The sequence below is a fragment of the Novosphingobium aquimarinum genome, assembly GCF_009746585.1.
GTDB lineage: Bacteria > Pseudomonadota > Alphaproteobacteria > Sphingomonadales > Sphingomonadaceae > Novosphingobium > Novosphingobium aquimarinum.
Genome location: NZ_WRPO01000035.1, coordinates 1 through 22,107, shown reverse-complemented (window position 1 = coordinate 22,107; position 22,107 = coordinate 1). Strand labels below are relative to the sequence as shown.

Annotated in this window: 23 protein-coding genes and 1 pseudogene; 4 read left to right on the top strand and 20 right to left on the bottom strand. The window is 59.3% G+C overall.

Annotated elements, in window-relative coordinates; all coding sequences use genetic code 11:
- Positions 1-33: 33 nt before the first annotated feature.
- From GQO94_RS20085 to GQO94_RS20060, 6 genes are all read right to left on the bottom strand, one after another.
- Positions 34-879, bottom strand: coding sequence for a fumarylacetoacetate hydrolase family protein (locus GQO94_RS20085; RefSeq protein ID WP_156843163.1), 846 nt, complete (start codon positions 877-879; stop codon positions 34-36).
- A gap of 66 nt (positions 880-945) precedes the next feature.
- Positions 946-1,548, bottom strand: coding sequence for a VOC family protein (locus GQO94_RS20080; RefSeq protein ID WP_198046078.1), 603 nt, complete (start codon positions 1,546-1,548; stop codon positions 946-948).
- Between the two features lie 139 nt (positions 1,549-1,687).
- Positions 1,688-2,614 carry a BKACE family enzyme gene (locus GQO94_RS20075; protein WP_156843162.1) on the bottom strand — a complete coding sequence of 309 codons (927 nt, stop codon included), beginning with the start codon at positions 2,612-2,614 and terminating at the stop codon, positions 1,688-1,690.
- Positions 2,615-2,648: 34 nt separating this feature from the next.
- Positions 2,649-3,440, bottom strand: coding sequence for an SDR family NAD(P)-dependent oxidoreductase (locus tag GQO94_RS20070; protein ID WP_156843161.1), 792 nt, complete (start codon positions 3,438-3,440; stop codon positions 2,649-2,651).
- A 12-nt stretch (positions 3,441-3,452) separates the two neighbouring features.
- Entirely contained in the window at positions 3,453-4,682 is a 1,230-nt protein-coding gene (locus GQO94_RS20065; RefSeq protein ID WP_156843160.1) for a cytochrome P450, read from the bottom strand.
- Positions 4,683-4,742: 60 nt separating this feature from the next.
- Positions 4,743-5,474, bottom strand: coding sequence for an SDR family oxidoreductase (locus GQO94_RS20060; RefSeq protein ID WP_156843159.1), 732 nt, complete (start codon positions 5,472-5,474; stop codon positions 4,743-4,745).
- Between the two features lie 254 nt (positions 5,475-5,728).
- Here GQO94_RS20060 and GQO94_RS20055 point away from each other — a divergent pair, with 254 nt between their 5' ends.
- A complete protein-coding gene (locus GQO94_RS20055; RefSeq protein ID WP_156843158.1) occupies positions 5,729-7,033 on the top strand; it encodes an alpha/beta fold hydrolase in 1,305 nt (434 codons plus the stop codon).
- Between the two features lie 5 nt (positions 7,034-7,038).
- Positions 7,039-7,818 (top strand): SDR family NAD(P)-dependent oxidoreductase, encoded by a 780-nt coding sequence (locus GQO94_RS20050; protein ID WP_156843157.1) that lies wholly within the window; start codon positions 7,039-7,041, stop codon positions 7,816-7,818.
- A 14-nt stretch (positions 7,819-7,832) separates the two neighbouring features.
- Here GQO94_RS20050 and GQO94_RS20045 read toward each other — a convergent pair whose 3' ends face one another.
- The 3 genes from GQO94_RS20045 to GQO94_RS20035 are packed head-to-tail and all read right to left on the bottom strand — an operon-like array spanning position 7,833 to position 10,482.
- A complete protein-coding gene (locus tag GQO94_RS20045; RefSeq protein WP_156843156.1) occupies positions 7,833-8,360 on the bottom strand; it encodes a DUF1993 family protein in 528 nt (175 codons plus the stop codon).
- 14 nt (positions 8,361-8,374) lie between these two features.
- On the bottom strand, positions 8,375-9,277 hold the full coding sequence (locus GQO94_RS20040; protein WP_156843155.1) for a hydroxymethylglutaryl-CoA lyase: 903 nt from the start codon (positions 9,275-9,277) through the stop codon (positions 8,375-8,377).
- On the bottom strand, positions 9,277-10,482 hold the full coding sequence (locus GQO94_RS20035; protein WP_232333050.1) for a CaiB/BaiF CoA transferase family protein: 1,206 nt from the start codon (positions 10,480-10,482) through the stop codon (positions 9,277-9,279). The genes GQO94_RS20040 and GQO94_RS20035 overlap by 1 nt, the downstream gene beginning before the upstream one ends.
- A 220-nt stretch (positions 10,483-10,702) precedes the next feature.
- On the opposite strand from GQO94_RS20035, the gene GQO94_RS20030 reads away from it, so the two are divergent.
- Positions 10,703-11,020, top strand: a complete 318-nt coding sequence (locus GQO94_RS20030) for a 2Fe-2S iron-sulfur cluster-binding protein (RefSeq protein ID WP_156843168.1) — start codon at positions 10,703-10,705, stop codon at positions 11,018-11,020.
- Positions 11,021-11,095: 75 nt separating this feature from the next.
- Here GQO94_RS20030 and GQO94_RS20025 read toward each other — a convergent pair whose 3' ends face one another.
- The 5 genes from GQO94_RS20025 to GQO94_RS20005 form a co-directional block, all read right to left on the bottom strand.
- Entirely contained in the window at positions 11,096-12,313 is a 1,218-nt protein-coding gene (locus tag GQO94_RS20025) for a cytochrome P450 (RefSeq protein WP_156843153.1), read from the bottom strand.
- A 202-nt stretch (positions 12,314-12,515) separates the two neighbouring features.
- On the bottom strand, positions 12,516-13,064 hold the full coding sequence (locus tag GQO94_RS20020) for a nuclear transport factor 2 family protein (protein ID WP_156843152.1): 549 nt from the start codon (positions 13,062-13,064) through the stop codon (positions 12,516-12,518).
- Positions 13,065-13,075: 11 nt separating this feature from the next.
- Positions 13,076-14,311, bottom strand: coding sequence for a cytochrome P450 (locus tag GQO94_RS20015; RefSeq protein WP_198046077.1), 1,236 nt, complete (start codon positions 14,309-14,311; stop codon positions 13,076-13,078).
- 155 nt (positions 14,312-14,466) lie between these two features.
- The gene (locus GQO94_RS20010; RefSeq protein WP_156843150.1) at positions 14,467-14,799 is read right to left on the bottom strand and encodes a hypothetical protein; all 333 of its coding nucleotides are present in this window, start codon (positions 14,797-14,799) and stop codon (positions 14,467-14,469) included.
- A gap of 39 nt (positions 14,800-14,838) precedes the next feature.
- A complete protein-coding gene (locus GQO94_RS20005; protein WP_156843149.1) occupies positions 14,839-15,759 on the bottom strand; it encodes an SDR family NAD(P)-dependent oxidoreductase in 921 nt (306 codons plus the stop codon).
- A 233-nt stretch (positions 15,760-15,992) separates the two neighbouring features.
- Here GQO94_RS20005 and GQO94_RS20000 point away from each other — a divergent pair, with 233 nt between their 5' ends.
- A complete protein-coding gene (locus GQO94_RS20000; protein WP_198046076.1) occupies positions 15,993-16,709 on the top strand; it encodes a TetR/AcrR family transcriptional regulator in 717 nt (238 codons plus the stop codon).
- Between the two features lie 16 nt (positions 16,710-16,725).
- On the opposite strand, the gene GQO94_RS19995 is transcribed toward GQO94_RS20000, so the two are convergent.
- From GQO94_RS19995 to GQO94_RS21295, 6 genes and pseudogenes are all read right to left on the bottom strand, one after another.
- The gene (locus GQO94_RS19995; RefSeq protein WP_156843147.1) at positions 16,726-17,115 is read right to left on the bottom strand and encodes a hypothetical protein; all 390 of its coding nucleotides are present in this window, start codon (positions 17,113-17,115) and stop codon (positions 16,726-16,728) included.
- Positions 17,116-17,117: 2 nt separating this feature from the next.
- Positions 17,118-18,125, bottom strand: coding sequence for a zinc-dependent alcohol dehydrogenase (locus tag GQO94_RS19990; protein WP_156843146.1), 1,008 nt, complete (start codon positions 18,123-18,125; stop codon positions 17,118-17,120).
- A gap of 26 nt (positions 18,126-18,151) precedes the next feature.
- Positions 18,152-20,278, bottom strand: coding sequence for a TonB-dependent receptor (locus GQO94_RS19985; protein ID WP_156843145.1), 2,127 nt, complete (start codon positions 20,276-20,278; stop codon positions 18,152-18,154).
- 53 nt (positions 20,279-20,331) lie between these two features.
- Positions 20,332-21,345 (bottom strand): zinc-binding dehydrogenase, encoded by a 1,014-nt coding sequence (locus GQO94_RS19980; protein ID WP_156843144.1) that lies wholly within the window; start codon positions 21,343-21,345, stop codon positions 20,332-20,334.
- Between the two features lie 106 nt (positions 21,346-21,451).
- The gene (locus GQO94_RS19975; protein WP_156843143.1) at positions 21,452-21,835 is read right to left on the bottom strand and encodes an EthD domain-containing protein; all 384 of its coding nucleotides are present in this window, start codon (positions 21,833-21,835) and stop codon (positions 21,452-21,454) included.
- A gap of 41 nt (positions 21,836-21,876) precedes the next feature.
- Positions 21,877-21,987: pseudogene (locus GQO94_RS21295) on the bottom strand (SDR family oxidoreductase); the annotation flags it as partial.
- Positions 21,988-22,107 lie beyond the last annotated feature (120 nt).

Sequence of the window (22,107 nt, the reverse complement as noted above, 5' to 3'; positions counted from 1 at the left end):
CCGGGCCGTTCGCGCCAGCGCTTCAAAATTCTCTCAATTTTTCCGGACAGTGTTGCGAAGCGTCCCGATGCCCTCGATCTCGACCTCGACGCTATCGCCGTCGGCCAGCCAGAGCGGCGGCTTGAAGCCAGCGCCGACACCGCCCGGGGTACCGGAGAAAATGAGATCCCCCGGCTCAAGCGTCATCACCTTGGAAAGGTGCATGATCTGGTCGACGGGGTCGAACAGGAGATATTTGGTGTTCGACGACTGGCGGACCTCGCCATTGACCCTGCATTGAATCGTCAGGTTCTCGGCATCAAGCGCTTCGGCTGTGACAATCGCCGGCCCAATAGGAGCATGGCTGTCAAAGCCTTTGCCCAGAGTGAATTGGCTGGTCATGAACTGCCAGTCCCGAACGCTCACGTCGTTGCCGGCGCAATAGCCGAAAATGGCCGCCCGAGCTTCTGCCTCGTCAGCATGACGGACCGTCTTCCCGATGATGGTGACAAGCTCGGCTTCATAGTCCAGCTGCTCGGAAACACGGGGAAGCTCGATCGGATCTTCCGGCCCGGTGATGCAGGTTGCCGGCTTGATGAACCACATCTGTTCGCGCGGCCGCTCCATGCCCGACTCTTCGATATGGTCGACATAGTTGAGGCCGATGCAGAGAATTTTGCCCGGTCGCGCGATAGGCGGCAGCAGCCGAACATTCTCGATCGCCAGTGCGTCCACATCTGTGGCCACCGAAAGGATCTTGCCCCATCGATCCCATTGCTCGATCAGAACAGCCATGTCCGAAGGTGCACTCTGATCGATCCAGGATACAGGAACTATGCCCCCGCCCTTCTCGACGGCCAGAGCCGGTCCGCTGCCATAATCGATACGCAAAAGCTTCATGCTGATTCCCCACCCATCCGGCCATTCTCGTCGCGACCAGACATCTCGCACCTGAAGATCGATAATCTAGCGCAGCTTGACGTCCTCAAGTCCCTTGCGGCCCACATCAGGACGTCGCTTGAGGTCCGACTCCGGCTCACCGGCCCGAAGGCGTGCGAGCAAATCGCCAGGATCGAACTCGGTTCCGATCGGATTCTCAGCGAAGGCTTCGCTAAAGAAGAATGCTGTCGATTCCTCGACCGTGTCGAAATTCTCGACCTGCAGCTCCAGCTGGTTGTGGTCAGGATCGGCGTAGTAGATAGAGGTCGTCGGTCCATGGTTGATCGGATAGACCGGCATTATACCAACCGACTTGAGGCGCTCGTAATTCTCAAGCAAATCCTTCAGCGAATTGTAGGTGAAGGCCACATGGTGGACGCCGGCTGCGCCTTCAGGCTGTTCGGCAAGCCCAGGCATGTTGATGACAGCGAGGCGATGATGTTCGTCATCATAGGTCAGGAACGAAAGCGCGTCACTCTTGAACACGAAATGTGCGTTGAGAACGGTCTGATACCAATCCAGGATTTCCTCGTAACGGCTCGTTCGGATGACGAAATGAGCGAGCTTTGCCGGCGGCACCATTTCGCCGATCTCGGCCACACGCTCCTTCAAACTCAAATTCGCGGCCATTGCTACCTCTCCTGATTTGATTCGTTCCTGCCGTCCTCCAATCGAATGCATCAAACAGACCATATGGTCAATATCTGGCGACCATCCACCCTTTGCCGGGCAGATGGCCGACCATTTGCTCAAATTTCTGCCAGATCTCTCAGAAGCCGACCTTGTCCGCGCCTTTGAGCGAGAGGATCGAGCGCGCTTCGTCGGGCGACGCGATTTCCAGCCCCAACCCTTCAATGATCTGACGGACCCTCGTCACCTGCGCAGCATTGCTCGGGGCAAGCTGCCCGCGGCCGAGCCACAGCGAATCCTCCAGACCCACGCGCACATGCCCACCCATCGAGGCCGCCATCGCTGCGACCTTCATCTGCGCAGATCCCGCAGCCAGAACCGACCAGCGGTAATTGTCGCCGAACAGGCGGTCCGCCGTACGCTTCATGTGCATCACATCATCTGGATGCGATCCGATGCCACCAAGCAGTCCAAAGCAGGTCTGGATGAAGAGCGGTGCCTCAACCAACCCCTCCTGCCAGAAGTAATGGAGATTATAGAGATGGCTCGTATCGTAGCACTCGAACTCATAACGAGCGCCCGTCGCATTCAGAGTCTCGAGGGCATAACGAATGTCCTTGAAGCTGTTGCGGAACACCAGATCGTTCGATCCTTCAAGCATCGGGCGTTCCCAGTCATGCCTGAAGTCCTTGTAGCGCTTGAGCATCGGGAACAGGCCGAAGTTCATCGAACCCATGTTCAGACTGGCAACCTCGGGCCTCCAGACCTCTGCCGGCCTTACCCGCTCCTCCACCGGCATGTAAGGCGATCCGCCGGTGGTGAGGTTCACGACTACGTCGGACTGTTGCTTTATCACGCGAAGGAATGGCTCAAAGGCCTCCGGGCTCTGGTCGGGTCGACCGTCCTGGGGGTTACGCGCATGGAGATGAACGATTGCCGCACCGGCTTCCGCTGCCTCGAGAGCCGACTGGGCAATCTCGGCCTGAGTAACCGGAAGATGCGGGGACATTGAGGGCGTATGGATCGAACCTGTGATCGCGCAACTGATAATTACCTTGTCGGCCATTCATTCACTCCTGAAATTTCCGCATTTTGACGCCTCAACTGAGGCTATCGGGGGTCGTTGCAAACCAGCGTCGCATGTCGGGATAGGCGGCGTGCTGCCACCCACCATCGACATTGAGGCAGACCCCGGTGATGTAGGCAGCATCGTCGCTGGCGAGGAACAAGCTTGCCATCGCCTGATCGCGCGCAGTCGCGGGCCGCTTGAGAGGAATACGCTCCAGATAGGCGCCGAGTATCTCGTCGGTCATGTAGGTCGTGGCCGGCGTCGCCGTCATGCCGGGCGCCACAGCATTGACCCTGATCCCATGGTCGGCAAGTTCGAGCGACCCGCTGGCGGTCAGCATATCGACGCCTGCCTTGGCTGCAGAGTAGGCGGCAAGCCCCCAACTCGGGACTTTACCGTTGAGCGAGGATATGTTGACGATCGCGCCCTGGACGTTCGCCTCGATCATCCGGCGAGCCTGATGCTTGATGCAGAAGAAGGTACCTACCGTGCACAGGTCCAGCGCGAAGCGGAAGTCAGCTTCGGATTGATCGATGAGAGCCGACATGCGCGCCGAGCCGGCCACATTGAACGCGATGTCCAACCCGCCAAAATGCGAGACCGCCGCTTCGACCATCGCTTGAACGTCAGCCTCGCTCGAAACATCGGTACGGACTGGAAGGCAGGCCCTCCCCAGTTCCCTCGCCAGCGCTTCAAGGCCAGCCTCGTTGATGTCGGCGAGAACGACCATCGCACCCTCGGCGACCAGTTGGCGCGCTACAGCCTCGCCGATCCCTGATGCGCCGCCGGTGACGGTCGCAATCTTGCCCTTGAACCTCTCCATGGCTTTTTCCTCTCAATCAGGTTTTTTCGTGAAGCGAAGCGGCAGACGGGACAGCGCCGCGTTAAAGCCATTGCGATAGGTCACGATCTCGCCGTCAGGGATGTGGAACTCTGGAATGTGAGCGAGCCAAAGCTCAAGAAATATCTTCAGCTCGGCCCGCGCCAGCGGCGCACCCACACAGAAATGATTGCCGACCCCGAAGGTCCCATGCCGGTTGCGCGAGCGGTCCAGTTGCACATCCATCGGGCAGGCAAATCGGCTCTCGTCGAAATTATACATTCCGACGCCCCAGACGATATGGTCCCCCCGCTTCATCGAGACACCGCGATAGACGGTGTCGCGCGTGACATATCGGCCAAGGTTGGCGGACACGGGGAATCGCCGCAATATCTCTTCGATAGCCTTGCTGTGCAGGCTATGATCCTCGCGCAGCTTCTCGCGTGCCTTGGGATTGTCGGCCAGATAGCGGGTCGTAAAGCCCAGCGCGGCGGTTACCGTATCCAGTCCGGCTACAAGGGTGGAGCGTACGAGCTTGAGAGCCTCTTCCGTCGTGAACGGACGTCCGTGATCGGTCTGGTTGACCACATGCGAGATGGGATCACCTTCTATCGGTGCGGTACGCCGTGCCTCTACATAAGGCGTCAGATATTCGGTGAGCGCTTCGACCGAGCGGAACCTGTGCGCATCGTCACGAGGCTTGAATATGCCTTCGGCAATTTCCAGCAAGGGCAGGCGATCCTCGGCCGGCAGACCAAGGATGCCAAGGAAGGTGATGACGGGCATCTGCCCTGCGAAATCCGCCATGAATTCACATTCACCCCTTGCCTTCAGGGGTTCGATGAGGGCAAGCGTCAGCGCCCGGATATCGTCGCGATATCGCTCGATGGCCGATGGCTGAAACAACGGCGCGATCGCGCCGCGATAGGTCGTATGGAGCGGCGGATCCGTGTCGTTGGGCGGAAAGGTCGGCGTGTCCGCATTCTGATGATCTGGGACAAACAGCCGCGTCGCCGAGAATGTCTCATAGTCCTTGCCGACGCCATCAATCGCCTCGGCGCCCGTCGCTATCCAGTGCCCGCCATTGTTGCGCGTCCAGAAAATCTCGGGAACATCGCCGTCCAGAAGGCCATGGACAGCTTCGAACACGTCGACAGTCTCATGGTCGTAGAGGTTGAAATCGTGCACCAGTTGCTCCGGAACATGCGGAGGCAAATCCTTGGTGTAATAGGGATCAGGAAACATCGCGGAGCCTTTCGCCGATGCACACGCGCCTGAGCGCGTCGCTATCGATAATGTTGGGGATCAGGCAGCCGAGCCGCCATCGATCCGGAGTGTCGAACCCGTTACGAAAGCGCTTGTCGGGCCAGCCAGCCATGCGACCATGTCGGCGACCTCTTCAGGTCGGCCGTAACGCGGTATGGCCATGGTCCGAAGAACGCCCGCCGCCCATTCGGAGTCTTCACGGTTCATATCGGTATCGACAGGGCCCACCTGGACCGTGTTGACGGTGATCCCGCGCGGTCCGAGGTCTCGTGCGGCGCAGCGCGCCATGGCCGCGACCGCCGCCTTGCTCGACCCGTATATGGATGCGCCGGGGAACGGCATCACGTCACTGCTGATGCTGCCGATGTTGATGATCCTTCCGCCCTCGCCCATCACTTTGGCTGCGGCGTTCATGGCGACGAACGTCCCACGAACATTCACACCGTAGATCGAGTCGAATGCTTCGAGGGTTGCTTCATCAATCGAAACGAGCTCCACCACACCAGCCGAATTGACCAGAATGTCGAGACGGCCATGTTCGTCGATCGCGGTGGCAATCACCCGGCGAACATCCTCCACATTGCCCGAATCTGCTTTCAGCGGCACGACCGCGCCTCCCGCTTCCCGCGCCAGCGCAAGCGCCGCCGCCTCACTCGAGACATAGGTGAAAAGCACAGTTGCGCCTTCCTCAGCGAGACGCTTGACGATCGCCGCCCCGATCCCGCGAGAGCCGCCCGTGACGACAGCCACACGCCCTTCTAGCGCTTTCATATCCTCTCTCCCTTCATGCAAATTACGATCCGGTGCGTTTCTGGCGTTGCAACCGGAACGACATGAAACTAGACACGAACTGACCGGAAGGTCAATGTACGATATAAATTGCGAGGGAGAGGTAGTCTAATCGTCGTCCGCGACGATGTCCGGCGCAGCAACCAGTTTGCAGGGCGCCACTGCCCGCCCGACCAGAAGAGCAATGCGCGCACGCAAGTGCGGTCGCGCGAGATATGAAACAGGAGAAAAGGCCAATGCCCGAAGCAACTGATGGCGCGCTGATGTTCACGGCAGAAGAAACCCAAAGTCACGGCGCTTCGCCAGGCGTCGGCCTGATCGACTTCGTATCGGTACCTGAAGGGACGGTCATCGAGACCATCCCCACGCTGGCTGCCGATGGCGGCAAGTCTCGCGGCATTCTCTATACCCGCGGCGGCGAAAAGACCGTTGTGTGCTTCAGTCATCCGCGCGGCGACATGAGCCGCCATTATGCCTTTCCATTCCTGCTCGAGGCAGGTTTCGCGGGCTACAACCACCAGTGCCGCAACCTCAACAACGACGTCGATACCGAGCACGAAAAGCTGCTTTTCGACATCGCGGCCGGGCTTCGCGAACTGAAGAACCGCGGGTTCGAGAAGATCATTCTTGTCGGCAACAGCGGCGGCGGCGGCCTCTTCTCCTTCTACCAGAGCCAGGCGGTCAAGGCCCCGACCGATCGCCTGAAGGACACTGCTGCGGGTGAGCCGATTGATCTTGCCGGCCTCGACATGCCGGTCGCCGACGGCATCGCATTCATGGCCGTACACCCTGGCGAAGGCGTGTTCATGCAGCGTTGCATCGATCCATCGGTGACCGACGAACATGATCCCCTGTCCTGTGACCCCGAACTGGACATGTACAACCCGGCCAACGGCTTTCGCATACCGCCGCAGGTGAGCACCTACTCAAAAGAGTTTCTGGCCAAGTATGAGGCGGCTCAGATCGCGCGCAGCCGCAGGATCGACGCCGTCGCCTTGCAGATCGAGCAAGAACGCCGGCGGTGGCAGGAGCGCATGAAGCAGCCCGACTTCGATACGCTGCCGGTCGAGGAGCAGATCAGGATCACGCGGCACGCGACTGTCGCGAAATATCTCACAATCTATCGCACCGAGGCCAATCCCGCCTATGTCGACCTGTCGCTGTTCGCCGAGGGTTCCACCCGTGACGTTGGTTCATTGATCGGCCCTCGCCCAGACAAGCTTAACTATTCCGAAGGCGGCTTTGCGCGCTACATCACGCCCAGAGCATGGCTGTCCAGCTGGTCGGCAGGCGGCACACGCGCCGAGATCGAGCGCAACATAGCGGACATTCCCCAGCCTACCCTGATGATCATCTACACGGGAGATAATGCCTGCTTCCCAGAAGATAATCTCAGGCAGATGGAAGCTTCGGCTGCCACCGACAAGACGATCGAATATTGCGCCGCGGATCATTATGGGCAACCGATCCCAGAGCGCGACCGAGCCTGCACCCACCTGGTCAACTGGTTGACGCCCCGCTTCCCGACAGCGGAGCGTTAAGGACCATGGTGGATGATCGCGCAGCGCCGACGGAAGCCCGGTTCCGCTTTCCGTCGGGCTGCGCGATCATATTTGGCGCTTCAGGCGCAATCGGTCAGGCCGTCACCACGGCGTTCGCTGCCGCAGGTGTCAACCTGGTGCTGACAGCGCACTCCGGCACGGAAGGCCTGGCTAACGACTGGCATCAACGTGCAGATGTCTTGTCGTGCGACATCACTTCACGGGCGTCGGTCGAACAGGTCGTTGCCTTCGCAGATGAGCGGCATGGGAGGATCCACTCCACCATTCTTTGCCACGGCGCGCGCTATGGCAGCGGCCTGGTGGCTGACGGACCACTGGATCAACTCCGCCTGAAGCTCGACATGGACCTGTTCGGCTTCCTCCATGTAGTCCAGGCCGCAGTTCCCAGGATGCGGATAAAGGGCGGCGGCTCGATCACAACCATTGTCACGCCGGCGATCGACAAGAAATCGCCGGGCTACGGTCTCGCCTCGACACCCAAGGTCGCCGTGGCCAAACTCGTCGAATATCTTGCGCTCGAGGAGGGCGGCGCCAACATCCGCGCAAATGCGGTAGCCCCTGGCGTTCTTGAAGGCGGCGGCATGGCCAGCAAGATCATGGAAGGACCCGCCTCAGCGGTGATCCGCAACGCCGTCGCGCAGACGCCGCTAGGCAGAACGGGCAGCCCGGCCGAAGTGGCAGATCTCATTTTGTATCTGAGTTCGCTTCAGGCCGCTTATGTTACGGGCCAGATCATCGACATCGACGGTGGCTATTCTCTTTGATGCCCCCACCCTGATTACGCATCGGGGGTGATACGAATACTGCCCATGAAATCGCGTTTGCCGATCTCCAGTCCTTGCTGCCGCAGCAGCGCATAGGCACAGCTCGCGTGGAAATAGAAATTGGGCTGTGCCAGCGAGAGCAGATAATCACGCGCTACAAAGGGAAGCTTGGTCGCTCCCAACTCCACGACGACCCGGCCGTCGATCCATTGCTCAGCTTCGTCCGTTGTGATCGAAGCAAGGACACCGTCGGCTCCGTGTAAAAGCTCTGCATGGGCCTCAAGGCTCAGCGCAATCGGCGCGAAGTCGGGCGCGAAACGCCCTTCCCGGACCGCGTTGATCGCGCCGGCAGTATGTACTGCCACCTGCTTGAGCTGGAAGGAAAGCGGCGCCATGTCGGCAATCAGCCGGACGCCGAGAAGAACCTCCTCGGATACGCCTTTCTCTTCGCAATACCGCCGGGCCTGATCGAGAAGCGCTGTTGTTGACCCCAGGATTTGGCGCGCAGAAGGAATAAACGCGTCATGAAGTGGAATAGGCATCAGAAGGGCTCCCGTCAGGCCGCGCAGCGCTTAGAGGAAAGCGCCTCACGGACGCGCCCGCCTGTCTGCCCTCCAGGAATGGCAGCAACCTGGCGCGCCACGTCGACAAATGCTGCAGCATCGACACCAGTATCGACCTGCATACCCTCGAACATCCAGAGCAGATCCTCAGTCGCTACATTCCCCGTCGCGCCAGGCGCGAATGGGCAGCCTCCGAGCCCCGCGACGGACGCGTCGAACACCCGCACCCCAGCGTTATAGGCTGTCAGTGTATTGGCAGCTCCCAAGCCATAGGTATCATGGGCATGGAAAGCCCATTTGACGCCTGGAAACGCAGACATGGATTTCTCGAAAAGGCGAGACACATGGCTGGGAACAACCCGTCCGGTAGTATCGCACAAGGCAATCTCGGCGTGTGGCGCCAAAGGCAAAAGCCGCTCCAGCAGCGCCAGTGTCGCCTCGTCGTCTACCGTACCGTCATAAGGGCAATCGAAGGCAGTCGCGAGGTTTAGACGCAGCTTCGTACCATCAGGAAGCAGATCGACGATGCGGCCATATTCCGCTGCGGACTCTGCCGGAGAGCGTTTTACGTTGCTTCGATTATGGGCCTCGCTAACAGAAAGAACGAACGCCACATGCCGAGCACCGGCACGCAGAGCCCGTTCGGCATGACGCAGATTGGGGACAAGCACTTGCGGGTCACAACCATCAAGCGCCTGCGCTGCGTGGAGCACTTCGACCGCATCCGCCATCTGCGGCACCGCCGTTTCGCTGACGAAGGAGGTCGCTTCCACGCGCCGAATGCCTGCGGCGTGGAGCGCATGCAGGATCGCGATCTTGTCTTTTGTAGGGATAACCGGGCCTACCGACTGGAAGCCATCCCGCGGACCGACCTCGACCAATTCGATGCTGTCCATCAGCCAATAGCTCCCTTGCTGCGCAACCGCGCTATTTCTTCTGCACTGACACCAGCCAGCTCGAACAGGACTTCGTCGGTATGGGCGCCAACCGCCGGCCCAGCCCATCGAACCTCACCTGGTGACTCGACGACATGTGGGACCACACCGGCATGCAATATGGGCCGATCGAACGCTGGATCCTCTACCTCCCGGACCATGCGCCGGGCGCGATATTGCGGATCGGCCGCGCAATCTGCGGCAGTATAAGCCTTCGAATTTGGGATATCCGCCTTGTCGAGCATCGCGAGCAAATCTGCGATATCATATCGGCGTGTCCATTCAGCGATCCGCGCGTCGAGTTGCTCAGCGTGCAGAACGCGACTGCGATTTCCGACGTAAGATGGATCCGTGAGCAGTTCAGGCGCTTCCATCAATGCTGCGAGCTTACCGAACAGAGGGTCGGAATTTGCCCCTATGAGCACCCAGTTCCCATCCTTCGTCGGATAGGCGTTAGTGGGCGCTGCCGTTGCGATCGCCCCGCCGGTCGGCTGCTTGATCTTACCGAGCATCCCATATTCAGGCAGCATGCCTTCCATCATGCTCAAAACACTCTCGCTCAGCGCAACATCCACCGTCCGCGCAGCACCGTCCCCGCCTTTGCGATCACGCTGCCACAGCGCGGAAACGATACCAAATGCGGCATATAGCCCTGCTATGGAGTCGCCAATGCTGACGCCCACCCGGACCGGCGGAAGATCGGTCGTACCCGGGGCATGATTGGTCAGATAGCGCAATCCTCCCACGGCTTCACCAATAAGGCCAAAAGCCGCGCGATCGCGTCCCGGCCCGTCCTGGCCATAGCCAGAGATATGGGCCACGACGAGATCCGACTTTGCTTCACGCAGGACTTCAGGCCCAAGGCCCAGCTTCTCCAGTTGGCCAGGACGGAAATTTTCAACGACGGCGTCCGCCTCGGCTACCAGTCGCAGCACCAGAGCCTTCGCGTCGGGATCTTTCAGATTGAGAGCGATCGACTTTTTGTTACGCCCGTGGACGGACCACCAGAGCGAGTGACCATCCACCATCTCACCCCATTGCCGAACAGGGTCGCCGGTCAGAGGCTCGATCTTGATTATCTCTGCTCCGAGATCTGCGAGCAGCCGCGTCGCGAAGGGGGCGGCCACGAAATGGCCAATCTCGATAATACGCATACCTTCCAGCATAGGCTGTAGCCCGTCCGCTACCGCACCACTCATGCGACCACCCAATCGTTCATATTCCCCTCCTTGGGTTGCGATGAGACCCGGTGCCCTACTGGCCGGATCATCATTCGACCACCATCCATATTGACCTTTCGGTCAGGTAATGCAAGGTCCGTCTTGTCATTTCAAAGACAGCACCGGCCCGCGAGAGGCGCAAGGCTGGTGCGCCCGGGAGATCATAATGCCGAAACTGATTGTCACGACACGCGAGGGTGAAACACGCAATATTGAGGCTGCAAATGGCCATTCGGTCATGGAAGCGATCCGCAATGCCGGCATTGACGAGTTGCTTGCCATTTGCGGCGGCTGCTGCTCGTGCGCGACTTGCCACGTCTATGTCGAGCCCGATTCCGCAGGTGAACTCTCCGCGGTGAGCGAGACCGAAGATGACCTTCTGGACAGCTCCGATCACCGCAAGGCTGGGTCGCGCCTTTCCTGCCAAATCATCATGAGCGACGAACTCGACGGCCTCAAGGTTGAGATTGCTCCGGAAGATTGACGGTCTAACACAGAAATATAAAGAGCAGCCGACAGCTGAGTGTCGGCGGCTCTTTTCATGCCATCTGCTTAGCCTTCATTCCTTACCGATCGCCAGCGGGAGGCAGTCGAGTGTGATCGTATGACCGTCACGATAGCGGATCTGCGCATCAGGCTTGATATGAAAATCGGGCACCCGCGACAGCCAGACCTCGGCGAAGATGCGTAGTTCCGTGCGAGCGAGGGTCGCGCCAGGACAGAAATGGATGCCCTGCCCGAAGCTGGCGCTCTGCTGCCGCTTGCGATCAAAATCGACATGAAGGGCGTCAGGGAATTTGCGTTCATCGAGATTGGACATCGCCGCCGACCAGACGATCCGGTCGTCCTTCCTCACGTTGACCCCGCGGTAATCCATGTCGCGCGTGAACTGCCGTGCGAGGTTGGAAACGGGGTAGCGACGAAGAACTTCCTCGATCGCACGCGGGATCATCCCGGGCTCGTCCACTAGGCGCTGACGGTCTTTCGGGCTCATCGCCAGATGCCGGGCAAGATAGGTGAGGGAAGCCGTCACGGTATCGAGGCCGCCCATCAGGACTGTGCAGCTCAGTTTGACAATCGTGTCCCTGGTCAGTTGCTTGTCGTGAATGCCGTCATGCACGATCTTGCTGATGACATCGTCACGCGGATTTGCCGCACGATCGTCGATAATCGGGGTCAGATAACCGACCAAGTCAGCCAAGCCGGCCATTCTCACCTGCTCGTTCTTGGGATCCAGAACGCGGTGCGCGATACTGATCAGCTTCTCCCGATCGTCACGGGGAAGGTCCACGAGGCTCAGGAAGATGATGACGGGCAGTTTCGACGAGAAGTCGGAAATGAACTCACACTCGCCCCTCTCCAGGATCGGATCGATGAGTTCATTGGCGATCTCGCGGATGTCCTTGGCCAGAAGCTGGATTCGGTTGGGCGCAAACAGGGGAACGATAACGCTCTTTTCCACGGTATGCTCGGGGAGGTCCGTCTGGTTTGGCAAAAAGAAGGGGGTCTCGGGGTTGAGCTGTTCCGGGACGAACATGCGCTTGGTGCTGAAATGATCATTGTCCCGGTCCGTCTGCAAAATGCCTTCGGCGCCGGTGACGATCCAGTGACCGCCATTGTGACGAGACCAGAAAATATCGGGCAGCCCCTTCTTCATGAGCGCATGGGCAGCGAGGAATGGGTCTTGGTCCTGATAGTCATACACATTATAGTCGTGCACCAGGTTCGCCGGCACATGCTCAGGAATGACAGAGTTATAGTGCGGATCGCTCATCATTGTCCTCTCTTGCCGCCGGGCCACACTTCAACCCGGCGCTTAAAAATTGCCCCTCCCTATAACTGACCTTATGGCCAGTTGCCAAGAACCTCGTGCATCGGCCTTCACGCGAACCTGACCGCGATGGGGTTCGCAATGATGACGAAAAAGGGCGGCCGCCTTGTCGGCAGCCGCCCAGCCCCCCCCCCTCCAGGGAGAAGGGTCAGAAGCGGATCGCGCCGGCGCTGCGCGGTGCACGGCCCGCATGTGCCATTTCCATAGCCTGCTCGAAAAGCTTGGCGTCGCCAGTGGTCCACCAGATCTCCAGTTGGATATGATTGAGCTTCCAGCCAGCGGCCGTCCGGTGGAACTTGTGGGTGTATTCGCCGCCCACTACATAGCTCTCGCCATTCAGGATATGCTGGGCCCACAAATAGGTATTTACGATCGCAGCATCGCCCTCGATATCGAATCGGAAGTTCGAGAGATGATGCGACGTGACATCGAAGCCCTCGATCGCGCGGCAGAAGTGCAGCCATTCGTCGACCAGCCAAATGCGGGGTGCAGGCACGCCGGGAAGAGCCGGATCCTGGAAAAAGACCGTGACCTCATCCTCGTACATTGTACGGATGAGTTTCCAGTTCAGCTTGTCAACGCCGCGGCACCATTTTTCGCTGAGGATGTCACGCAGCGCCTCGCGATCCTGAAAACCGCGCAGATCGATTTCGCTCATAAGAGCCTCTCCCTTCTCATGTTGTGAATATTTGGCCAAAATCTCGCTGCTCAGGCGGCAGCGAGGGTTTCTTTTTCGACCACCAGATCGAGGCGCTCCAGGATCACGGTAAAGCCGCCGCGGTAGTTGGACACAAAGCCCTCGCGCACCGTAAAGTCAGGCAAGATGTCCAGCCATTCTTCAAGGAATATCCGAAGCTCCGCACGAGCCAGGAAAGCTCCAACACAGAAGTGGACGCCTACACCGAATGTCGCGTGCCTGTTGCCCGAACGCAGAAAATCGACCGTCATGGGATCGGGAAATTTCACCGGATCGAAGTTGAACGCTCCCACCGGCCAAAGGACATGATCCCCCGCCTTGACAGGAGCCCCGTGAAAGTCGTGATCCGCCGTCATCCAGCGACCGATCACCGACACCGGGTATCGACGGAGAAATTCCTCGATTGCCTTGCGGATGAGGTCGGAATTACCGCGCAGCTCAGCGCGAGCCGGGGGATTCATCGCAAGATAGCGCGTCATGTAGGACATCATGCCTACCGTCGTATCGAGCCCGCCAAGCAGGACCGCGCGGGTTAGCTTGAACGCTTCTTCATAGGTCAGAGGCCGGCCATCCACCTTCGAGTTGACCAGTTCGCTGATCGCATCATTCTGTGGCGCTTCCATCCTCCCTCGGATGATGGGGCGCAGATAGTCCTCAATCTCATTGAGTGGGATCGACCGATCACCGCCATCCTGAGCGTTCGGATCGAGAATACGGTGTGCAACGGCGCGAAGGTGCGGGCCATCCTCTCGCGGCAGGTCCATGATATCGAGGAAAATCTGCACCGGCAAAATCGAGGCGACCTCTTCGATGAACTCGCATTCGCCGCGATCACGAACATCCTGGGCAAGCTTACGGCAGAGCGCCCGAAAATTGTCGGTCACCGTCTTGACGCGGTCAGGCCCGAACAGGGGAGCGACGACAGCGCGGTAGTGGGTGTGAAGCGGGGGCTCGACATCCAGCGGCGGGAACTCCATCACATCTGAGTTCTGATTGTCGGGAACGAACAGCCGGCGCGTCGAAAAGAGATTGGGCTTGGCAGCCATTTCGTTGACCGCCTCAATACCGAGCGCCACCCAATGGCCGCCATTGTGCCTTGTCCAGAATACGGGCGGCACACCCTGGCGGAACAGACCATCGATGATCTCGAAATAATCCCCGTCATTATACCCGAAGATGTTGAAATCATGGATGAGGTTTGCCGGCACATGCGCCGGCACCTCGGCGGTGTAGAATGGGTCGTTCATCTCTCTCTTCCTATCGGGCGCACAACCGTTCCAACACATCCTCAGTCGTGGACAGGGAGATTGGCGTGGCAGCATCCTCGTTCGACGCCTTGTCGGGCGCTTGTCAAAGAACCTGACCTAACGGTCAATATAAATCAAGCCCAATTTGAGGGGCCTCAGGTCGCGCTGGCAAGGGCGACCAGAGCACAAGCCAAGATGAGCATCGCCGCCTTCGCCCATGAGATCGGCTCGCCGTAAACCATCACGCCAAACGCAATCGCGCAAAGGGGGACAAAGGCCGCACTCAATGGGATCAGCGTCCCTATATTGACGCCACTGGCGATGATCCGAGCCAGCAGGAACACGCCTCCCAGGAAGCAGAGGGCGGACGCTAAAGTCGGCAATGGTGCAGTGAAGCCTCGACTGGCCGGAAGGAATGAAACTCCGGCCAACTGTAGAAGGGCCGATCCGATGAACATGATGACGGAAGGCAACGAAAGTGCGGGCATCATTTGCTCCCTAGATAGGAGGAAAAGCCGATCCAGACGTCAGGGACGGGGGATAAACCGCATATAGCTGTTCTGCTCGCCATGATTGTCGAAGACGATATCGGCGTCAGTAAAGTCAGAGACCTGCCCGAAATTCTCCGCGACCGCTTCCGCGCTGATCTGCGGATCGAAGAAGCCGGGAGCGACGGCATAGCCCATCCGGGCAAAGCGCCCGCCTCCGACGATGAAGGCGTCGCCGGAGATGGCGCACTGATCGCTGCAGAGATAGGCGACCGCCTCCCCCACCTGATGCGGTGGAAAATGTTCGATGAACCAGTCCCTGATCCTGAGCTCTCCCGCAGCTTCCAGACCGCTTCTGGTCGCCCTTGTGTCCGCAGTAGGCAGGATTGCGTTGACGCAGATGCCTGCCCCCGTGCCTTCCAGCCCGGCCGCTCGAGAAAGGCCAATCAGCCCCGCCTTGGCGGACGCGAAATTTGAGTATCCGGCACGACCGAAGGAGACGCTGGAGGCGACGTTCACGATCCGCCCGAAGCCGGCTTCGCGCATATGAGGCCAAACGAGATGCATGAGCGCACGTGGACCGTTCAGATGCACATCGAGGCCAAAGCGCCAGCGATCCTCGTTCACCTCCTCAAGGGATCCCGAATCGCCAAAGCCGGCATTGTTGACGAGAATGTCGACACGGCCAAAGGCTGACATGGCGGCATCAATGATCGCCGCTGCACTCTCCTGCGTCCCGACCGGGACGGCGCAGGCTACCGCCGTTCCACCAGTCTTCCTGATACGGGTTGCAGCGGCATCGGCCCGGCTCTGCTCTTCACCACCCCGCCCCGCAACGTCTGTCCCATAGTCATTCACCAGCACCGCGCAGCCACGCCGTGACAGCGCTGTGGCAATCGCCTCGCCGATGCCCGTTCCAGCGCCCGTGACAATCGCAACTCGACTACTCAAGTCCAGCATGCCGTGCTCTCCTAATCATGATTATCGCGTTGCCACCAACCGTGCCGCCGCCCGTTTCCGCCACAATAGGGCCAGCCATCGCGGAGGCAATCAGATTTCTGATCTTATGGTCAGGAAATTTACGATTGCACGCCAGATTCGTCGATATTGCGGCTTTATCCTGACCGCTGTAGTGAGGATCGATGTCGAAAATGGTTGATGTCGCAGCGCCTATGGGGCAGTCGGGTCAGAATATGGAAAAGGGAACAGACTATATCGCCAAGCCAGTTCGGGAGAATAGAGGCCGGGTAGCCGTCCGCCTCCCTGACGACGGCAAGGTCGAATCGCCCAAGCGATCCAAGTCCAAGAAAGGACGTCGCGGAGACGATGTCCGCGAGCGCGTTCTGAAGGCCGCTCTTCAATGCTTTGGCGCATTTGGCTTTGAAGGCACATCGACCCGCGCTGTCGCGGAAAGAGCCGACGTCACGCACACGCTGGTGCTTTATCACTTCAAATCGAAGGACCTGTTGTGGCGCGCCACGATGGAAAACAGCATCGGCAACTATGCCGAGGCTGTTATCGACGACGACATCACGGAACGTCCCACGGAACATGCCGCTGCCGAGCTGAGACGCTTTATCGAGCGTTTCGTACGCTTTTCCGCTGAAAATCCGCAGGTGCATCGCATCTTGACGATGGAAAGCAACCAGGGAACCGACCGCCTCCAATGGGTCATCGACAATTTCCTGCGCGAGCATTTCACGCGCGTGCGCGATCTGATCCGGCGTGGGCAGATGGAAGGGTCGGTACGAGAGGGCGACCCGGCCCGTCTCTACTATCATATCATAGGCGCTGGCGGCACGCCGTTCACCGTGTCGATGGAGTATCTCGAATTCACGGGGCGCGACATCTTTTCGGAAACCGAAATCCTGCGCACGATCGCCTTCATCTACGAGATCGTGTTCATCTGATCAGCCCGCGGCGGTTTCAACTGCCGCTGGCATCCAGCAAGGGCGCGATGTCCGCAAAATTATAGTATTCGTCGATACGCGTGATGCGACCAGCCTCGACCTCGCCGATGATGCACGTTGCGATTGTCAGATCGACCCCGTCGGCCGACCGTGCATCGAGGAGAGACTGCCGGAAGAAGCGGTTTCTCACCTCCCAATAGGCTGTTTCTCGATATTTCCAGTTCGCAGCCCTTCGACGAACGTTCACAAGGAAGGGCAGATAATCGAAGAAGATTTTATCTTCCCGATCGACATTGTGCCAGATCAAAAGGCCCGGCGCGCAAACACGGTGCAGGCAAGCCCAGTCCTCCTCTTCGATGGCTGTGAGGAAGGTGACCGCCAGCTCATGATGGATGTCATCTGCCATGATCATATCTCGATAAGCAACTTGCAGGTCGTAGAGGGTTTGCGCAGAGCTTCGAACTTCTCCGGCAAGTCGTCGAGGGAGATGCGGTCCGTGATGAGCGGCTGCGGCTTTACCTGATTTGTGGCGATCGCGTCGATGACGGCGGCGAAGTCAGCCACTTCATAAGCGAGCGAGAAGTCGATCGAGATCTCCTTCACCAGAGCATCGATCGGGACGAAGCTGTCAGCAAGATAGGAGCCCCCGGCGCTCAAAATCTGACCACATTTGCGCACAAGCCGGATCGCCTCGCCCAGCATGCCCGGATAGCCGACACATTCAACGACGATGTCCGGCGGCGTCCCACACAGCGCGGCAAAGCGCGCTTCGACATCCTCCTCCTTCGGGTTTATTGCGCCATGCGCGCCCATGTCGATGGCCATCTGCCGACGCCCGGGACTGGGGTCACTCGACATGACCTTTGCAGCGCCGCCATGCAGAGCGAACAACAGCGCAGCTAGCCCTATCGGACCCGCACCCAGGATGAGCACATTTGCTCCCTTGAGCTGTCGGGCGTGGCCGATTGTATGGTGCCCCACGGCGAGCGGCTCGACGAGTGCGCCCTCCTCGAAACCAACCCCATCAGGCAGCATCTGGATGAGCCTCGCGTCAGCCACCATGAACTTTGCCAATGCGCCATCTCTTTGCAGGCCAATCACCTGTTGGCCCGAACAATGGTAGATATGCCCTTGCTCGCAGTCAGCGCAATGCCAGCAGGGGTGGATGGGCAGTGCTGTCACCCGAGTGCCTGCGACGATCGCCGACCCGTTGGGATCGACGACCGTACCGCAGAATTCGTGCCCCAAAATGCGCCCGCTCGGCAATATCCCCGGCGTCTCCGTCCAGTGAAGGTCGGAACCGCAAATGCCGGCACGTACGATCTCGATGACGACCTCACCCTCATCCGGAACGGGATCGGGCACGGTCTCGATCGACAATGGGATGCCGACGTCCTGGAAAACTGCCGCGCGCATAGTTTTACTCCTGTCGTAAAGCGACCTTAGAAGCGGAAGCCCGCGCCGACGCCGTAAAGACGGCCAGGTGCAGCCGAGACGATGTCGCCCAGACCGCCGGATTCACCGAATACCAGATATTTCTTGTTGGTGATGTTTCGCCCAAATGCCCATACGCGCCAGTGATCGCCGATCTCGTAAGCAATCTCGCCGCCCAGGGTGGTGTATGCCTTCTGCTTCAGCCGGTTTTCCGCCTCGAAGAAGAAGGAGCCGCTGTGATAGAGGTTCAGCTGGGTCACCAGACGGTTGTCGCCCATCGGGAAATTACCCTTCAGACCCAGATTACCGGTCAGCTTGGGCGTCCGGACCAAGCGGTTGCCAGACAAATCATCGCTGCCGATGGTGTTGCCGCCAGCAGGATTGGGCGTATAGGTCGGTCCGTTGAGGAACTCGTCATATTTGCTGTCGACATAGTTCCCGCCGAAGGTGAAGCTGAAATTCTCCGTCAGCATCGCTTCGCCTTCGAAATCGAAACCCTTGAGCGTTGCCCTCGCGGCGTTCAGCACGAGCAGAGCACCGCCCTGCGTCTGGGTCAGCTGAATATCCTTATATTTGTAGAGATAGGCGGCCGCGTTAAACCGGATCGTCTTCGACGCATTGGTCGATTTGAACCCGAGTTCATAGGCATCGAGCTTTTCGGGATTGGCGGCCGGCGCACCGAGTTGGGCGGTGGAGAAAACGCCGCTCTTGAAGCCGCGGTTATAGGAGGCATACACGAGGACATCAGGTGTGACCTGATGATCGAGCGAAACGCGCCACGTCGGCTCGGACCAGCGCTTGGAGCGGTCGTCGGTCACCAGTTCGGTGCCATCCAGCGTCGAATGGCCATTCATTTCGCGCTTGTCGGACGAATAGCGGATGCCGGCTGTCAGCTTGGTATTGTCAGTGATCTCGTAATTGCCTTGGGCAAAGGCGGACCACGAAGTCGTCTTGACCTCGCCGAATATCTTGAGATCGCCACCGACGCCCAAGCCACTCAACCCAAGCGGATCGTAGAATGCGCGGCCCTTCATGAAGAAGGCGCCGGCGATCCAGCTCAACCGGCTGCTATTGTTCGAGAGCAACTGAATTTCCTGCGTGAAGAAGCGATTGCCGTTTACGATGTCGACATCCACGATCGGCGCCTTGACCGCGTCCTGGGTGAAGACTTCGGTCGCGTCATCACGCTGATAGGCCGTGATCGAGACAAGATCGACTCCGCCGAAATCATAGTCCACCCGCGCGGACGCACCATAGCGTTCGACGTCGTTGAACGCATCGAGACGCGTATCCACGTCCCAGAACCCGCCCGTGTAAGTCGTGCCATCGACTCCTACCGCGCCTGGCGCGAGGCGGCGGCCAAGGCCGAAGGATGAATCTGTCCGGGAATAATAGGCCGCCAGCGTCACCTTCGCATCATCCGACGGCTTGAAAAGCAGCTTGCTCCGCAGCGAATATTCCTTGGCCCGGTTAATGTCGTTTCCGGTCATGAGGTTCGTGCCAAAGCCGTCATACTGGTTGGAATATTGCCCGGCCAGATCGATGGCGACAGTGTCGCTGAGCGGCGCAGTGCCATAGGCCGACACTTCGAGCCGATCCTTGTTGGCGAAGCTCACCGATCCCTCGACATGCGTCTCGAACTGCGGCGTGCGCGTGATGATGTTGATGAGGCCGCCGGTGGCATTGCGTCCGAACAGCGTCCCTTGCGGCCCTTTGAGAACCTCGATCCGGTCGATGTTGGTCAGGTTGAACAGGTTGGCCGCCGGAGATGCCTGATAGACGCCGTCGATATAGGTCGCCACGCTGGACTCATCACCTATCGATGGGTTCTGCGTGCCCACGCCACGAATGAAGACCAGCGCCGTAGCGCCGCCCGTGCCGATATAGAGACCCGGCGCCTTCTGCTGCAGATTGAGCATGTCCGACACGCCGGACGAGGCCAGATCGGCGCCCGAAACCGCGGTGACCGCGATTGGCACCTTCTGCATGTTCTCGCTGCGCTTCTGTGCAGTCACGACAATATCCTGGAGACCGCCCTGCTGGCTCTCCTGGGCCTCCTGCGCTGCGGCAGCGCCGGTATAGGCCGCGCCGATCAGGATCGAGAAGCCAACCCCCATCAATTTTGCTTTATTCATGTCTCACTCCCTTGTTCGTCATTTTGTTGATCAGAACTCAGTCGTCGCCGGCCTTAGGCCTTGAGATCGACGATCACCTTGCAGTGCCCCGAGGGCAGGCGCAGGCTCTCGAAGGTGTCAGGTAGCACATCGAGAGAAATCCGGCCGGTAACGAGCCGCTCGCCTTCGATCTGGCCCTGGGCCATCGCCGTGGTGATCGCGTCGAAGTCGGTCAGAGTGTAGCCGGCGCTGAAGCGTATGGTGATTTCCTTCACCAAGGCGTCGATCGGCACGAAGCCATCATATTGGAAGCTTGCGCCAGCGCTCACGATCTGACCGCGCGGGCGAACCGATGCGACGGCGTCAGCAAACATGCCCGGTCGCCCGACGCATTCGAAGACGATATCTGGACGCTCGCCGCACAGTGCCGCAGCGCGCGCAGCAAGATCTTCCTTGGATGGATCGATGACACCGTCAGCGCCCAGTTCCAAAGCCTTGGCCCTGCGCGCCTCGTTGATTTCGCTGACGATGATCCTGCTGGCCCCGCCAAGCCTAGCGAAGATGAGCCCTGCAACGCCAACAGGACCGCCGCCCTGGATCAAGATGTTTGCGTCCTTCAGTCCCTCTGCCAGCCCCACCATGCGACGGCCGACGGCAAGTGGCTCGACCAATGCGCCGTCCTCGAACGACACGCCGGCCGGAAGCGGCTGAACCAGTCTTTCGTCGACTACGACCGCCTGCGCGTAAGCCCCGTTCGCGGTGACACCGACCAGTTGCGGCTGTGTGCAATGGAACAGGTGGCCATCTTTGCATTCGCTGCAAGCCCAGCAAGGCATCAGTGGGAGCGCAGTAACCCTGGTGCCAGACTGAAAGCGCCCGCTCCCACCTTCGACTACCACGCCAGCAAACTCATGCCCGAGCACCGCGCCAGCCTTGGCCAGACCATTGCGCTCGGTCATGTGAAGGTCCGAACCACAAATCCCGCAATGGCTGACCTCAATGAGAATCTGCCCTGTCTTTGGTTCAGGGTCGGCCACTTGCTCAATGGCAAGCGGGAGGCCCACTCCGTGGAAAACCGCAGCGCGCATTCGCACTCTCCTTACTCAAAGCGAAGCACAAGCGACCCTTGCCCGGACGACGCCATCGCGCCGTCCAGGTTCAAGTTGCTCGCAATCGCCGAGTTACGTCTCTGTCCTAGTCGACTTGCCCAATGCTCTTGCCGGTCGTCAGATCGGTCTCATAATTCTGCATCGTGTAGAAACGGATGGAGCCGCGATCCATGAACTTGAGTTCATCCTCGGCGATCTCCGCAGCGGCAGACGGCTCGCTCAAATGGGCCATCCCCTGCTTGAAATCTTCCTCGTCATCGAACCAGATTTCAGTGATCACGTCATAGGGCGCTTCGGTCTCGAGCGTGTAGGTGCCATCGCCATAGGGTTCGATATGGTGCCGGATATATTTTTTGAGGTTCGGCACCTTGCTCGCGCCAAGCGCGGAGTGAAACTCCTCATAATATTTCACGAAGTCCTCGTGTGAGGTTCCCGGCTTCCGCTTGATCATCACGATCGCTTTGAACATGCCCTCATTCCTTTCCTAACGATGCGGTTTGCCGCACAAATCTAAATGCAATAACCGCCATCCACCACGAGCTGATGCCCGGTGACGAAGGCCGAACGATCGGACAGCAGCCAGATTACTGCGTCCGCAACCTCTTCCGGTTCGCCAAAGCGGCTGAGAACGGCGGTGCAAAATTAGACCACGGTAGCGGCGGCGAAGTGCTGCTGCGGGCGGCGTAAAAGTCGTCCACTTTTTCCCTTTCGCGATGGCGGCGAGGGGGATGAGGGATTTAC

What these genes read in the sequence shown, in the direction of transcription:
- GQO94_RS20085 (WP_156843163.1), bottom strand. Translation starts at nt 879, where the DNA reads ATGAAGCTTTTGCGTATCGATTATGGCAGCGGACCGGCTCTGGCCGTC.
- GQO94_RS20080 (WP_198046078.1), bottom strand. Translation starts at nt 1,548, where the DNA reads ATGGCCGCGAATTTGAGTTTGAAGGAGCGTGTGGCCGAGATCGGCGAA.
- GQO94_RS20075 (WP_156843162.1), bottom strand. Translation starts at nt 2,614, where the DNA reads ATGGCCGACAAGGTAATTATCAGTTGCGCGATCACAGGTTCGATCCAT.
- GQO94_RS20070 (WP_156843161.1), bottom strand. Translation starts at nt 3,440, where the DNA reads ATGGAGAGGTTCAAGGGCAAGATTGCGACCGTCACCGGCGGCGCATCA.
- GQO94_RS20065 (WP_156843160.1), bottom strand. Translation starts at nt 4,682, where the DNA reads ATGTTTCCTGATCCCTATTACACCAAGGATTTGCCTCCGCATGTTCCG.
- GQO94_RS20060 (WP_156843159.1), bottom strand. Translation starts at nt 5,474, where the DNA reads ATGAAAGCGCTAGAAGGGCGTGTGGCTGTCGTCACGGGCGGCTCTCGC.
- GQO94_RS20055 (WP_156843158.1), top strand. Translation starts at nt 5,729, where the DNA reads ATGCCCGAAGCAACTGATGGCGCGCTGATGTTCACGGCAGAAGAAACC.
- GQO94_RS20050 (WP_156843157.1), top strand. Translation starts at nt 7,039, where the DNA reads ATGGTGGATGATCGCGCAGCGCCGACGGAAGCCCGGTTCCGCTTTCCG.
- GQO94_RS20045 (WP_156843156.1), bottom strand. Translation starts at nt 8,360, where the DNA reads ATGCCTATTCCACTTCATGACGCGTTTATTCCTTCTGCGCGCCAAATC.
- GQO94_RS20040 (WP_156843155.1), bottom strand. Translation starts at nt 9,277, where the DNA reads ATGGACAGCATCGAATTGGTCGAGGTCGGTCCGCGGGATGGCTTCCAG.
- GQO94_RS20035 (WP_232333050.1), bottom strand. Translation starts at nt 10,482, where the DNA reads ATGCTGGAAGGTATGCGTATTATCGAGATTGGCCATTTCGTGGCCGCC.
- GQO94_RS20030 (WP_156843168.1), top strand. Translation starts at nt 10,703, where the DNA reads ATGCCGAAACTGATTGTCACGACACGCGAGGGTGAAACACGCAATATT.
- GQO94_RS20025 (WP_156843153.1), bottom strand. Translation starts at nt 12,313, where the DNA reads ATGATGAGCGATCCGCACTATAACTCTGTCATTCCTGAGCATGTGCCG.
- GQO94_RS20015 (WP_198046077.1), bottom strand. Translation starts at nt 14,311, where the DNA reads ATGAACGACCCATTCTACACCGCCGAGGTGCCGGCGCATGTGCCGGCA.
- GQO94_RS20010 (WP_156843150.1), bottom strand. Translation starts at nt 14,799, where the DNA reads ATGCCCGCACTTTCGTTGCCTTCCGTCATCATGTTCATCGGATCGGCC.
- GQO94_RS20005 (WP_156843149.1), bottom strand. Translation starts at nt 15,759, where the DNA reads ATGCTGGACTTGAGTAGTCGAGTTGCGATTGTCACGGGCGCTGGAACG.
- GQO94_RS20000 (WP_198046076.1), top strand. Translation starts at nt 15,993, where the DNA reads ATGGAAAAGGGAACAGACTATATCGCCAAGCCAGTTCGGGAGAATAGA.
- GQO94_RS19995 (WP_156843147.1), bottom strand. Translation starts at nt 17,115, where the DNA reads ATGGCAGATGACATCCATCATGAGCTGGCGGTCACCTTCCTCACAGCC.
- GQO94_RS19990 (WP_156843146.1), bottom strand. Translation starts at nt 18,125, where the DNA reads ATGCGCGCGGCAGTTTTCCAGGACGTCGGCATCCCATTGTCGATCGAG.
- GQO94_RS19985 (WP_156843145.1), bottom strand. Translation starts at nt 20,278, where the DNA reads ATGAATAAAGCAAAATTGATGGGGGTTGGCTTCTCGATCCTGATCGGC.
- GQO94_RS19980 (WP_156843144.1), bottom strand. Translation starts at nt 21,345, where the DNA reads ATGCGCGCTGCGGTTTTCCACGGAGTGGGCCTCCCGCTTGCCATTGAG.
- GQO94_RS19975 (WP_156843143.1), bottom strand. Translation starts at nt 21,835, where the DNA reads ATGTTCAAAGCGATCGTGATGATCAAGCGGAAGCCGGGAACCTCACAC.